The 12,246-nt window shown below is 59.5% G+C and carries 11 protein-coding genes, 1 tRNA gene and 1 pseudogene; 3 read left to right on the top strand and 10 right to left on the bottom strand.

Going from position 1 to position 12,246, the window contains the following annotated elements:
- The first annotated feature begins 24 nt into the window (after positions 1-24).
- Both ACW9IB_RS11060 and ACW9IB_RS11055 read left to right on the top strand, forming a co-directional pair.
- On the top strand, positions 25-1,188 hold the full coding sequence (locus tag ACW9IB_RS11060; RefSeq protein ID WP_457413627.1) for an MFS transporter: 1,164 nt from the start codon (positions 25-27) through the stop codon (positions 1,186-1,188).
- On the top strand, positions 1,185-2,378 hold the full coding sequence (locus tag ACW9IB_RS11055) for an MFS transporter (protein WP_457413625.1): 1,194 nt from the start codon (positions 1,185-1,187) through the stop codon (positions 2,376-2,378). Before ACW9IB_RS11060 ends, ACW9IB_RS11055 begins: the two co-directional genes overlap by 4 nt.
- A 74-nt stretch (positions 2,379-2,452) precedes the next feature.
- On the opposite strand, the gene ACW9IB_RS11050 is transcribed toward ACW9IB_RS11055, so the two are convergent.
- The 3 genes from ACW9IB_RS11050 to ACW9IB_RS11040 all read right to left on the bottom strand — a co-directional run bounded on the left by ACW9IB_RS11050 (position 2,453) and on the right by ACW9IB_RS11040 (position 3,812).
- Entirely contained in the window at positions 2,453-2,821 is a 369-nt protein-coding gene (locus ACW9IB_RS11050) for a BrnA antitoxin family protein (protein ID WP_457413624.1), read from the bottom strand.
- Positions 2,822-2,824: 3 nt separating this feature from the next.
- Entirely contained in the window at positions 2,825-3,106 is a 282-nt protein-coding gene (locus ACW9IB_RS11045) for a BrnT family toxin (protein ID WP_457413623.1), read from the bottom strand.
- Between the two features lie 316 nt (positions 3,107-3,422).
- A complete protein-coding gene (locus ACW9IB_RS11040) occupies positions 3,423-3,812 on the bottom strand; it encodes a hypothetical protein (protein ID WP_457413622.1) in 390 nt (129 codons plus the stop codon).
- Positions 3,813-4,154: 342 nt separating this feature from the next.
- On the opposite strand from ACW9IB_RS11040, the pseudogene ACW9IB_RS11035 reads away from it, so the two are divergent.
- Positions 4,155-4,381, top strand: a pseudogene (locus ACW9IB_RS11035) (DUF2514 family protein); the annotation flags it as partial.
- A 21-nt stretch (positions 4,382-4,402) separates the two neighbouring features.
- Here ACW9IB_RS11035 and ACW9IB_RS11030 read toward each other — a convergent pair.
- The 7 genes from ACW9IB_RS11030 to uca all read right to left on the bottom strand — a co-directional run bounded on the left by ACW9IB_RS11030 (position 4,403) and on the right by uca (position 12,085).
- Positions 4,403-4,804, bottom strand: a complete 402-nt coding sequence (locus tag ACW9IB_RS11030) for a hypothetical protein (RefSeq protein ID WP_457413621.1) — start codon at positions 4,802-4,804, stop codon at positions 4,403-4,405.
- On the bottom strand, positions 4,801-5,265 hold the full coding sequence (locus ACW9IB_RS11025; protein ID WP_457413620.1) for an ImmA/IrrE family metallo-endopeptidase: 465 nt from the start codon (positions 5,263-5,265) through the stop codon (positions 4,801-4,803). Before ACW9IB_RS11025 ends, ACW9IB_RS11030 begins: the two co-directional genes overlap by 4 nt.
- 754 nt (positions 5,266-6,019) lie before the next feature.
- Positions 6,020-6,093 (bottom strand) — tRNA-Gly (locus ACW9IB_RS11020).
- 228 nt (positions 6,094-6,321) lie between these two features.
- On the bottom strand, positions 6,322-7,206 hold the full coding sequence (locus ACW9IB_RS11015) for an alpha/beta fold hydrolase (protein WP_457364708.1): 885 nt from the start codon (positions 7,204-7,206) through the stop codon (positions 6,322-6,324).
- A gap of 303 nt (positions 7,207-7,509) precedes the next feature.
- On the bottom strand, positions 7,510-8,202 hold the full coding sequence (locus ACW9IB_RS11010; RefSeq protein ID WP_457413619.1) for a pseudouridine synthase: 693 nt from the start codon (positions 8,200-8,202) through the stop codon (positions 7,510-7,512).
- Entirely contained in the window at positions 8,202-8,414 is a 213-nt protein-coding gene (locus tag ACW9IB_RS11005; protein ID WP_457364706.1) for a cysteine-rich CWC family protein, read from the bottom strand. The genes ACW9IB_RS11010 and ACW9IB_RS11005 overlap by 1 nt, the downstream gene beginning before the upstream one ends.
- 47 nt (positions 8,415-8,461) lie before the next feature.
- Positions 8,462-12,085 carry an urea carboxylase gene (uca, locus tag ACW9IB_RS11000; protein WP_457413618.1) on the bottom strand — a complete coding sequence of 1,208 codons (3,624 nt, stop codon included), beginning with the start codon at positions 12,083-12,085 and terminating at the stop codon, positions 8,462-8,464.
- Positions 12,086-12,246 lie beyond the last annotated feature (161 nt).

Raw genomic sequence — 12,246 nt, 5'->3', positions numbered from 1 at the left:
GCACAAAATAAAACGAGAGGTTTCATGAAACCGCGCTTGCATTGTGCCCGCCTGGCCCTGTTTCTGTGTGGCTGCGCGGCGTTTCTCAACCTTTATGCTACCCAGAGCATCCTGCAGACGTTTGCCGCACAGTTTCAGATCAGCGCCAGGGCGGCGGGGTGGAGCATTACCGTGACGACCCTGGCAGTCGCCATGACGGCCCCCTTTGTCGGTCGCCTGACCGGGCGTTTCGAACCGCGCAGGGTGATTTCGGTGGCGGCGCTGCTGCTGGCAGTACCAGCGTGGATGACGGCCCATGCCGGCAGCTTTGCCGAAGTGCTCGCCTGGCGGTTTGTCGAAGGCATGTTGATCCCGGTGGTATTTGCCACCAGCGTGGCCTACATCGGCGACCGATGGAGCGGGGCGACGGTCACTGAAGTCACCAGTCTGTACGTGGCGGGCACCGTGTTGGGCGGGTTCGCCGGGCGCTTTGTGACCGGCGTGATGACCGAGTATGCAGGCTGGCGCGAAGCCTTTGAATGGCTCGCGGCACTGAGCCTGATGGTGGGTGGGTTCATCCAGTTCCTGTTGCCGGCCAGTCGTGCGAAAACGAAGCGGGTCAACGTCGGTGTTTCAGGTGTGTTTCGCAAGCCCCTGTTGGCTGCGTATGCCGTGGGTTTTTGCGTGTTGTTCTCCCAGGTCGCGGCGTTTACCTACGCCGGCCTGTATCTTGGACTGCCTCCGTTCAACCTGGGGCCTGCGGCCTTGGGCACGCTTTACATGGTGTTCCTGCTGGCCCTGATCGTGATTCCCATTGCCGGGCGTCTCAGTAAGGCACGGCCCCATGCCGAACTGCTGACGGTGGCCGCGGTGCTCGGCGTCAGTGGTTCCGCCCTGACCCTGGTGCCCTCCCTGGGCTGCATCGTGGCGGGCCTGGCCCTTAGCTCCACCGGCGTGTTTCTGGCCCAGGCTGCCGCCAATGCCTTTACCACGGCCACGGCCCGCGGCAACAAGGCCGCTGCCGTTGGCGTCTACCTCACGTGTTATTACCTGGGTGGCAGTGGCGGTGCCGTTGTGCCTGCGTTGCTCTGGGAGCGCTGGGGGTGGACGGGCTGTGTGGTGCTGATCATCGCCTTCCAGCTCCTGACCCTGCTGATCGCCCTGACCGGCTGGAAGCCCCCTGAACCTGAAGCGACCCCGACACCATGAACGCCACTGTCATCCTGCCCACAGCCGAAACATCCACCCGCCGCCGCGCGTTGTTCGCGGGCTGCAGCGCCCACGCCGTGCATGACGGCCTCACCGATGTCATCTACGTGTTGCTGCCGATCTGGCAGGCTCAGTTTGCGCTGTCCTACGCTCAGATAGGACTACTGCGCGGCGCCTATTCCGGGACGATGGCGGTGTTGCAACTTATGGCCAGCCGCGCAGCGAAGCGCTGGGGCCGTGCGCCGTTGTTGATAGGCGGCACGGCGCTGGCAGGAGCAGCCTACCTGTTGGCGGGACAAGCCAGCGGGTTGGGGGTGTTGTTGCTGGCGTTGTTATTGGGGGGCTTGGGGGCCAGTGCCCAACATCCTTTGGCGTCCTCCATGATTACCGACGCCTATGAAGCCGGTGGCGGCGTCAAACAGGCGCTGTCCCAATACAACTTTTCTGGCGACATCGGCAAAACCCTGATCCCTGGCCTCGTCGGGTTGCTGCTCACCGTGATCAGCTGGCGTGCCAGCGCCACGCTGCTTGGGTTGCTGGGATTGGCAGCTGCGGGGCTGTTGTGGTGGCTGATTCCCCGCCAGGCCGACAACGCCATGGCGAGTCAGAAACCCACGCCCTTGGGCGGCACCGGTTCTGCCGGCGGCCTGCGCGCGCTGATCCTCACCGGTACCCTCGACAGCGCCGTGCGCATGGGGTTTCTCACCTTCCTGCCGTTTTTGCTGCAAGCCAAAGGTGCCGGTACCGCCGGTATCGGGCTGGCGCTGACGATGCTGTTTATCGGCGGCGCCTTTGGCAAATTGTTCTGCGGTTATCTCGGTGTGCGCATCGGCATGATGAAGACGGTGTGGCTGACGGAAACCACCACGGCCTTGTTGATCGTGGCTGCGGTCTACCTGCCTTTGAGCGGGTTGATGATGCTGCTGCCGGTGCTGGGCCTGGCGCTCAATGGCACGTCCTCGGTGCTGTACGGCGCGGTACCGGACCTGGCCGGTGCGGGCAAGCGAGAGCAGGCCTTCGCGCTGTTTTATACCGGCACCATCGGCGGCGGGGCGCTGGCGCCGGTGGTGTTTGGGGCCGTCGGCGATACGCTGGGTGTGCCGGTGGCAGTGATGGTGCTGGCGGGGTTGCTGCTGGTGACGTTGCCGCTGGCGTGGGGGGTTAACAGCGCTTTGCGTGCGAATGTTTGAACGCAATTGGCGCGGTACTTTGTCTATCAACCTAGCCCTTCGGTACGAGTATCTGGAGGGGGGATGATGAGACATCACACAGTGGGCTTGGGTTTCTGTTCGTCATTATTGGCTGCGCCCAGTACCCGGTGAAGCTCTCCGGCGACGGCGATCAATTGCTGTTCCAGCGCTTCTATTTCAGACTGGCTGATCAGGTTATTGATGACCTGAAGTGTTTTGGCTTTCTTTTTCGGCGCTGGCGCCAGCTCATGAATTTCCTGAGAAATCAGCGCCTGGCGAAGAATATTGTTGATGACGGTCTGATAACCGGTGCCTGCGTTTTCGGCACGTTCCCGTGCGGCCCCAATCACTGCGTCATCCAGCATGATGGTGATCCGGGTTTTGCCTTTGTTGCTGGCTACAGCGCCGCGCTTGGCCTTGCCGAGGTCATATTCGTTTTTCATGATTCAAGCCTCCAGGTATTTCCTTCGTTCATTTTTGGACGCGAGCCTTGCGCTGATAGGCCTTACAAAGTTCGGGTCCCGGTAGGTGTACGCGACCACCAATATTCTTCCGGTTGCGTCTTTTCCGATGATGCACCAGCGATGTTCATCATGATCATGGGTTTGCCATACGAGCGCCGCTTCGTCATAAAACACCGGCTCTGTATCTGCCAGGCTTACGCCCTTGTGCTTCATTTTGTTCAGGGTATTTTTCGTGGTGTCATATTGAATTCTGAAGGTTTTCATTATGCATATTTTATATGTATAAAAAAGCGGTTGAAGGAACCGCTGATCTTCAGAGTCATGCGTGTTTAAGTCTGTCCGCTCGCGTGAATAACGTACGTAGGGGAGGGAGGTTTCGTGTGTAGGGACGTGGGTATGCCAAATCCCACCCATAAAAAAACGGTCACCAAGGACCGGTTTTTTAACTTGCTCGTCAAAAAACTGACATTAGAGTGGACGCTATGTGGAGCGGGCAGAGAGTCTAACCAATCAGTAAATATGACAGATCTATAAGGGTAGTCTTGTTTTCCATACACATCGCCATACAAGGTCGATAGAGCTATGCCGATTCACTATTGGTGATGTCTGCATTCTTTTTCAGGGTCTCACTCATTATTTTTCTGAATGGCTTGCCCGGGTTCAAAGTAAAACTCCCACCGTTTGTGGTGTTGACCGTCACCCGAAAAGTGGCCACGTCGAATTGGGACTTTACAAAATCAGCACAAAGGCTTGTCACCCATGAGCGGTCGGTCTGTAGAGGCACCCCCCAATGCGCCGTTTCACCATCGGATAGCGTCTTAGGGATGCCAACAGAGTATTCGTCAGCATTTAGAACAAGCATGGCGTGCCTTTTTCTGAAGACTCCAACCCTTATCCATATACCGCTAACGACTGTTGCTCTCGCCCCTACGTTGGTGACGCTTACAGAAAAAAGGTCTACTGGATCCATTCCCTGGCTCACGACAATACGGTGTCCGCAGTATCCCGTAAGGCGAACTCGTTGCGCTGCGCGGGACAGATATAGAGCAGTAGCAACGGCGAGGAATGATCCTATACCTGATACCCAGTCAGCTACTGATCCCCATTCCATTATTTATCCTCATAGAACTCACATTTGTTTATCAGACTATATCTGATGCGTAGCTACTAGTCTGAAGTAGCAGAAGATCTGGAGTTTTTCTTCGACGCGATCCATCCCACGATCTCGGCAGTGTCGTAACGTGGCCGGGTCTGTCGCTCGTCTAGCTCGGTTTGGGAAGGCCGTATCCTCGGCTCACAGTTTGCTCAGATCGGCGATAGGTTGCAGGCAGATGATAATAAGCTTGCCGCCACTGCCTGCTGCGATACCCGAGCTACCCAGCGAGGTGCGTCAGCCACCCGCGCCGCAATGATGCTCTCCGAACTGCTCCAGGGGCTGACAAAAAAGTGGGGGAGTTGGCAGCGGCATACGACCGCGCCAGAATAGCCGGTCTGACCTGTGAGCGGAGTTATTGGATATTGAGTAGAGGAGGGCGCTAAGCTTGTAACTCTCGAGAATTACTACTTATTAAGCATATCCATTACGTCTTTCGCCGTTTGTAGGCTTGGCGGAAGCAAAGATTCCTGCGAGTCAGACGGCTTATCCCGATAATGGAAGTATCGTAAAAGAGCGATAAGCAAAATGGTAGGTATTGAGGCGAGTGCCAAGATAATTGGTAAGTCAGTGACTTCATGCGATTTAAAACTAATAAGGAAATACCACTTCCCTATTACGATCCTGCCGTTTCCTAGAAATATGAAGCCTACAAGCAGGGCATAGAACGACAGGATCAGGCCTAGCGCAAGCTTGGCCAGACCTTGTTCCCATTTGTAGCGCCAGACTTCTTTTGTCAGATAGCGAGATAAGAGTGCCTCATCAATACTACTTTCGCCTCCTGCTAACCCTTCGCCTTCCTGGCTCATAAAATCCCAATATTTTTAAGTCTAAATTCCATGGCAGCGGTGGACACGCCAAAAGTGTTAGCAAGCCTTTGAAGGTCCGTAACCTTCTCTTCAAAGATCATATGTTTAACCAGTGCAGCAGGCATTAGCAGAGCTGCTGCAAAGCGGTTGGCAGCAACCTCGCGAGGATCTCTAGCGCCGGCACTCATCTGTCGATCAGTATCACGTGGAGCATCTAGATCCCCATTAACATGGTGACCGATTTCATGGGCAATGGTGAAGCGCTGACGTACAGTAGTTTCCGACTGATTGAACGTGATCAGTGGATTTCCGTCACGATACAGGTAATGTCCACTTTCGCGAGCACCTGCTGCTGCGGCTTTGACCTCTATGCCCATTTTCTCGGCGATTATCTTTGGGTTTACAGGGAGCTTGAAGTCCCAATGCGCCTTGAGGACGTCAAGCGCGGTGCTGTATCTCATGCGAGCCTCCTCAGACAGTAATCTCGTGGGTGCCGATTAGACGGCTGATTATGATCCTGAAGTCACATTAGTCAACTTAGCATTTGTGAACAAATTTTGATCTATCTTTTCGTTTGTCTCTGTCGGCGTGGTTCATGCCCCCTCGCGAGCGCGACTTGCCACGGCACATGTTCATTCAACGAATTATCTCCGCCACCAGCGCCGACGACCAAGGATTGATCGCGTTGAGTGCCTGCCAGGCATATGAAAGGGCTCTGACAAAGTAATGCGATGGCCCGTTGAGAGGCTGGGAGGGAGCGCCGTGCCTTCCAGCATTCTGCGAAGCTCATCGGCCGCGCGTTTGTAAATTTAAGCCAGGTTCGCGAGCGACGTATTTCCTGGTGAAACTCTGCCGACTTAGCGCCGCTGGTAATGAGGTAGCCCCTGAACGGCTTATTTTCGGCAACCAGACCATCATTTATTTTGACCAGGCCATAGATATTTTCGCGGACTTTGCGCAGTAGCAGGTTCAGTTTCTGGATCTCGTTTTCCAGCAAGAGACCGTGGTGCTGGCGCATCTCCAGAGGCGTGGGGATGCCAAGCTACTCGCAATTGTTTTTGTCGACATTGACACTGGATTAACTCAAATTTTGTATGTGCATACAGCCCCTTCTCAAGGTCGATTTCCGACCACTCTTGTTGGGGTATGAATATTGGTGTTTATAAGGTGTAAGCGCCATATTGCTGGGCTTGAGGTCTTGCGGAGAGCGCTGTATGGAGCGGGTAGAGGGAATCGAACCCTCAACTAAAGCTTGGGAAGCTTTCGTTTTGCCACTAAACTATACCCGCTCAAAGCGGCTGACTTTGTACCAGATGTTCGCCGGGATTTGAAGTTTTTCTTCAAAAATGTGTGGTTTACGTGCCTTGGGCAAGGCAAACCGAACCAGGCTCGACGCATGCAAATGTAGGCGCTGGCTTGCCGGCGATCGCTTCACCCCAGTGTGACTGACACACCGAGGCGCCTGCATCGCGGGCAAGCCTGGCCCCACATAAGCCCCCCCCCTCCGATACTCCCTTTCAAATCGCAAACGCATGCTGTGTCTGGCCCGGGTGATAGCGCAATCGACTCGCCGGCCGCTGCCCTTCCAGAAAACCGACTACCGCCGCGCGGGTATCCCGGCAGGCCGCCTTGTGTTCCATGTCCAGAAAATGCCCGGTGGCCTGCACGGTGCTGAAGCTGCTGTTGACCACATGCTGGCCGAACAGCCTGGCGTCCTGGGCACTGGTGTACTCGTCCCATTCGCCGTTCACGAACAGCACCGGAATATCGATCTGCCGAGCGGCCTTGAGATAGCACAGGCGGTCGCTGTTGAGCACTTGGTGGATATGGAAGTGCATCTGCCCGTATTCATGCTCGGCCAGGCTGCTCACATGTTTGTAGTTGAAGCGCTTGAACAGCGACGGCAGGTGTTTGCCGATGGTGCTGTTGACCAGATGACCGACGCGGTCGCGGTCGAGGTTGCCGAGGTAGTCGACACCGCGCTCCAGGTAGTCGCGCATGGGCGCGTTGATCACCGGGGAGAACGAACTGATCACGGCTTTTTCCACGCGACGGGGTCGTTGGGCGAGCGCGATGAGCGTTGCCACGCCGCCCCAGGAAAATGACAGCACATGTTCGGCGGCGAAGTGCTCGATGAGTTCCAGCAGGATCTGGCCCTCCACTTCTTTCGTCAGCATATGCTCATGGCGGTTATGGATCTTTGAGCGGCCAGCGTAGGGCTGGTCGTACAAAACTACATTGAATTGCGGGTGCAGGTTTTTCACGGTTTGGGCGAAGGAGGCCGTGGTGGCCATCGAGCCGTTGACCAGAATGATGGTCTTTGCAGGCACTTGCGCACGATAGAACTCCGTGTAAACCCGATATTGACCCTGTATATCCAACACAGCGATTTCTGGCCTCATGTCGTAAGACTCCTGGCAAGCGGGTATGGCGCGCAGATAACTCTGCACGAGCTTTGTGACAGGTAGGCATACGCCTGGAAAAGGAGGCCCATGTCGGTCCGATACGGCTGGCCGGCGGGTGTTGTTATGGCGGGCTGTTTGCCTGAGAGGCCCGTGGATCGAACGCGGGCGGGGCAAGGTGTTTCTTGGAGGTTATAGATGACTCGCCGGTCATGGCAGAACCGGTGATCTTGATTCAAGCAGCAGACCCGGGATGTCGCAAGCCGTCGCCATGGGTTTTTGCCATCACCGGCTGAACGGTCGTCAGACCTGCTTTATTTCGTCGTCGGTCAGTGCTCGATACTGGCCCGGTGCAAGGGTTGCATCCAGTGCCAGCGGACCCATTCGCTCCCGGTGCAGGCCGATCACCTTGTTGTCAAAATGCCCGAACATGCGTTTTACCTGGTGATAACGGCCCTCGATGATGCTCAACCGCGCGGTCCTGGGCCCCAGCAGTTCCAGCTCGGCGGGTTGGGTGGTGAGGTCTTCGAAGGCGAAATACAGGCCCTTGGCAAAGGTGATTGCGTACTCTGGGCCGATCACCTGTTCGGTTTCTACACAGTAAACCTTGGGCAACTTGGTCTGCGGTTGCGTCAGGCGCCGTGACCATTGGCCGTCATTGGTGATCAGCAACAGGCCGGTGGTGTTGAAGTCCAGACGACCGGCAATGTGCAGCTCGTCTTTGTCGGATTCATCCAGCAGGTCGAGTACCGTCGTGTGTTGTGGATCCGTCGTGGCGCTGACGCAGCCCCTGGGCTTGTGCAGCATGAAATACCGCGCCGGTTTGCCGGCTTGCAACACCTCATCGTCCACGCACACCCGGCTGAACTCCCGCACCTCGTGGTAAGGGTCGCTGACCGCCACGCCATCCACCGTGACCCGCCGCGCCACCAGCAACAGCCGTACTTGCTGGCGATTGAAACGGGGCAGGTTGCTGAGGAATCGGTCGACGCGCATTACCGCTGCCCGGCTCCACGCAATTGCTCGTCCACCCGCGCGCAACGCGGACACAGGCACGCCCGGTTGCGCAGCTCATCGGGCAAGGCTTCGAGCACTGCGGGGTCGATGGTGACGCTGTAGCACCAACAGGCCTGATCGGCCGTGCGCGGGTCGGCCAGGCTGCAGTCATTGCGGGCGCCGCAGGCGGGACAGAGGGAGGGTGTGGTCATGGTCGTATCGTGCAGGGCGCGGAATTCCCTGCACGATACAGCTCCGGTCAGTCCCGTTCCAGCACCGCGACCCGCTGACCGGCACCGATGGCACTGCCCGGTTGCACGGGGATTTCCCGCACGCGCCCGGCAAACGGCGCCAGCACCGGAATCTCCATCTTCATCGACTCCAGAATCACCAGCACTTCCCCGGCGGCCACCGACTCACCGGCAGCCACCTGCACCTGCCAGAGATTGCCCGCGACAGGGCTGTCGATGCTGTACTCGTTGGCCTGCAACGGCGTGTCCTGTGCCGGGGGCGTCACCTGTTCCTCACTGTCGAAATGCGCCTGGCCACTGGCGATCCAGCGTTCGCGTTCGGCGTTGAAGGCGTGCTGCTGGTGCTCGCGAAACGCCTGGATGCCTGCCGCTTCCCGCGCCAGAAAATCCTGGTAGTCGGCCAGGTTCAACTGACTGTGTTCGATGCCCGGCTCAAAACGCCCCAGCGGGAAGTCCCGACGAATCCGCACCAGTTCATCGGCGCTCACCGGGTAGAACCGGATCTGGTCAAAGAAGCGCAGCAACCACGGTTTGCCGTCGAACGCCGCCACGTCGCGGTAGCGGTTCCACATCTGCAAGGTCCGGCCCACGAACTGATAACCGCCGGGACCTTCCATGCCATACACGCACAGGTAGGCGCCGCCGATGCCCACCGAGTTCTCGGCGGTCCAGGTTCGGGCCGGGTTGTATTTGGTGGTCACCAGGCGATGGCGCGGATCCAGCGGCGTGGCCACCGGCGCGCCGAGGTACACGTCACCCAGGCCCATCACCAGGTAGCTTGCATCAAAGACTGTGTGGCGTACCTCATCGAGGTTGGCCAGGTCGTTGATGCGACGGATGAACTCCAGGTTGCTCGGGCACCACGGCGCGTCCTTGCGCACGGTGGTCATGTATTTCTCGATGGCCAGTTGGCACGCCGGGTCATCCCACGACAGCGGCAAGTGCACGATGCGCGACGGCACTTGCAGGTTCTGCGTGGCGCACACTGCGCTCCATTCGCGGCTGATCAACGCGAGCAGGTCGGTCAAGGGCAATTGCTCGGGCTGGTAGTGAACCTGCAGCGAGCGAATGCCCGGTGTCAGGTCGATCACACCGTGCAGGGCACGGGCTTCAAGCGCCTGCATCAAGGCATGGGCGCGAAAGCGCAGTACCAGGTCCAGCTCGGGGGCGCCGACTTCCAGCAGCAAGTGGGTGTCGCCGGCGAGGCGCGCGACCAGGCGGGTGCTGTCTTCACCGATATCCAGCACCACAGGAAACTCGTTCAACTGTGGGAGCGGGCTTGCCCGCGATGGCATCACCTCGGTATGGCTGTGAGACCGAGTTGCCTGCATCGCGGGCAAGCCCGGCTCCCTGCGTTGGTCCCATTCCAAGGCCAGATCCCGGGCGGTCTTGAGGTCGACCGGTTCGAAGCGGATTTTGTCGCCGGCCTTGAGTTGCCCCAGCTGCCACAGATCCGCCTCGATCACCGTCACCGGGCAGACGAACCCGCCCAGGCTCGGCCCGTCCGGCCCGAGGATCACCGGCATGTCGCCGGTGAAGTCCACCGCACCGATGGCGTAGGGGTTGTCATGGATATTCGACGGGTGCAGTCCCGCTTCGCCGCCATCGGTGCGCGCCCAGGCGGGTTTGGGCCCGATCAGGCGCACGCCGGTGCGGCTGGAGTTGAAATGCACTTCCCACTGGGTGGCGAAGAAGGTGTCGATGTACTCGGGCAGAAAATATTCCGGCGCGCCGTGGGGCCCGTAGATCACCCGCAACGTGCGGGTTGGCGGCAGCGGTTCAGCGATCAATTGCTGGCCCGCCTGCCTGTCCGCCAGGGGCAGCAGATGCAGCACGTCCCCGGCACGCAACGCCCGCCCGCCGTGCCCGCCAAACTGGCCCAGGGTGAAGGTACTTTTACTGCCCAGATACGCCGGCACTTGCAGCCCACCGCGCAGGCACAGGTAACTGCGGGCACCGGCACCGCTGATGTGGCCCAGGCTCAGTACCGAACCGGCCTCGACCGCCAGCGTGGTGTTCATCGGCACCGTTCGGTCATCCAGTAACAGCGGGATTTCGGCGCCTGTGACGGCGATGACGGCTGCGCAGTTGAAGCGCAGCACCGGGCCGTTCATGGTGATTTCCAGCGCGGCCTCGCCCTCGGCATTGCCCAGCAGGCGGTTGCCCAGACGCAACGCGCGACTGTCCATCGGCCCCGACGGCGGTACGCCCACCGCCCAGTAACCGAGGCGGCCGGGATAGTCCTGCACGCTGGTTTGCGTGCCCGCGCTGAGCACCTCGAAGGTGTGCGCGACATAGACCAGGTCTTCCAGGCAGCGGGTCCAGGGCTTGCCGCTGGCGAAGGGCGGGGCGAGCAGAATCTGGCGCAGGTAGTCGCGGTTGGTTTCCACGCCATAGAGCTGGCTGTCGCTGAGTGCCTGGTGCAGCTCCAGGCGCGCCTGTTCGCGGGTGGGTGCCCAGGCGATGAGCTTGGCGATCATCGGATCGAAGTACGGCGGGATTTCGCACCCGGCTTCCACCCAAGTGTCGATGCGCAAGCCTTCGGCCACCGGGAAGTCCACCTGGGTCAATAGCCCCGGGCTCGGCTGGAAATCCCGCCCCGGGTCCTCCGCATACAAACGCGCCTGAATCGCATGGCCGTGGGGCTTCAATACCAACCCACACAAAGGCGGCAGTTCACCTGCCGCCAACTGCACCATCCAGCGCACCAGGTCCACGCCCCACACTTGTTCGGTCACGCCGTGCTCGACTTGCAGGCGGGTGTTCACTTCGAGGAAGTAGAAGCGCCCGTCGGCGCTGTCGTAGATAAATTCCACGGTGCCGGCGCTGCGGTAACTCACCGCTTTTGCCAGGGTGATGGCGGCCGCACACAGAGCCTCGGCCATGCCTTCGGGCAGGTTGGGCGCCGGGGTTTCTTCGAGGACTTTCTGGTTGCGTCGTTGTACGGAGCAATCGCGCACGCCCAGGGCGATGACTTCACCGGCACCGTCGCCGAACACCTGCACTTCCAGGTGGCGGGCCCGCTCGATGTATTTCTCGATAAACACGCCGGCGTCGCTGAAGTTGTTCTGCCCCAGGCGTTTGACCGCCTCGAAGCACTCGCTCAATTGCGCCGCGCTGCGGCACACGCGCATGCCGATGCCGCCACCGCCGGCGGTGCTTTTGAGCATCACCGGGTAGCCCACGCGTTCGGCGGCCAGCAAGGCGGCGTCGAGGCTGTCGAGCAGTTCGGTGCCTTCGAGCAGCGGGATCCGGTGTTGCCGGGCCAGGGCGCGGGCGGTGTGCTTGAGGCCGAACACGCGCAGTTGTTCCGGCGTCGGCCCTACAAAGGCGATGCCGGCGTTTTCGCAGGCCTCGGCGAAGGCAGCGTTTTCCGAGAGAAAGCCGTAGCCCGGATGAATCGCTGTGGCGCCACTGGCTTTGGCGGTGGCGAGGATTTTTTCCACCGCCAGGTAAGTGCCCGCCGCCGCCCCTTCACCCAGGCTGTAGGCCTCGTCGGCCTGTTGGATATGCAGGCTGGCGGCGTCGGCTTCGGCGTACACCGCGACGCTCTTGACGTGCAGGTCGCGCAAGGTGCGCAGGATGCGGCAGGCGATGGCGCCACGGTTGGCGATCAAGAGTTTTTCGAACATGGCAAAACCCTGCGGGTCGTCCCGCACAATGGGGCAAGCGCCAAGGTCGTCCACGGCGCAAATCTCTGGAATCAATGCGGGAGCTGGCTCCCACACTTGGGCCTCATGGCTTACGCAGGCACTGCCCGGCTCTGGATTGGCACAGCGCAAACAACCAGCGA

Source organism: Pseudomonas sp. SDO524_S393, from assembly GCF_054071875.1.
This window is presented reverse-complemented; position numbering and strand designations above follow the sequence as displayed.

What these genes read in the sequence shown, in the direction of transcription:
- ACW9IB_RS11060 (WP_457413627.1), top strand. Translation starts at nt 25, where the DNA reads ATGAAACCGCGCTTGCATTGTGCCCGCCTGGCCCTGTTTCTGTGTGGC.
- ACW9IB_RS11055 (WP_457413625.1), top strand. Translation starts at nt 1,185, where the DNA reads ATGAACGCCACTGTCATCCTGCCCACAGCCGAAACATCCACCCGCCGC.
- ACW9IB_RS11050 (WP_457413624.1), bottom strand. Translation starts at nt 2,821, where the DNA reads ATGAAAAACGAATATGACCTCGGCAAGGCCAAGCGCGGCGCTGTAGCC.
- ACW9IB_RS11045 (WP_457413623.1), bottom strand. Translation starts at nt 3,106, where the DNA reads ATGAAAACCTTCAGAATTCAATATGACACCACGAAAAATACCCTGAAC.
- ACW9IB_RS11040 (WP_457413622.1), bottom strand. Translation starts at nt 3,812, where the DNA reads ATGGATCCAGTAGACCTTTTTTCTGTAAGCGTCACCAACGTAGGGGCG.
- ACW9IB_RS11030 (WP_457413621.1), bottom strand. Translation starts at nt 4,804, where the DNA reads ATGAGCCAGGAAGGCGAAGGGTTAGCAGGAGGCGAAAGTAGTATTGAT.
- ACW9IB_RS11025 (WP_457413620.1), bottom strand. Translation starts at nt 5,265, where the DNA reads ATGAGATACAGCACCGCGCTTGACGTCCTCAAGGCGCATTGGGACTTC.
- ACW9IB_RS11015 (WP_457364708.1), bottom strand. Translation starts at nt 7,206, where the DNA reads ATGAGGCCAGAAATCGCTGTGTTGGATATACAGGGTCAATATCGGGTT.
- ACW9IB_RS11010 (WP_457413619.1), bottom strand. Translation starts at nt 8,202, where the DNA reads ATGCGCGTCGACCGATTCCTCAGCAACCTGCCCCGTTTCAATCGCCAG.
- ACW9IB_RS11005 (WP_457364706.1), bottom strand. Translation starts at nt 8,414, where the DNA reads ATGACCACACCCTCCCTCTGTCCCGCCTGCGGCGCCCGCAATGACTGC.
- uca (WP_457413618.1), bottom strand. Translation starts at nt 12,085, where the DNA reads ATGTTCGAAAAACTCTTGATCGCCAACCGTGGCGCCATCGCCTGCCGC.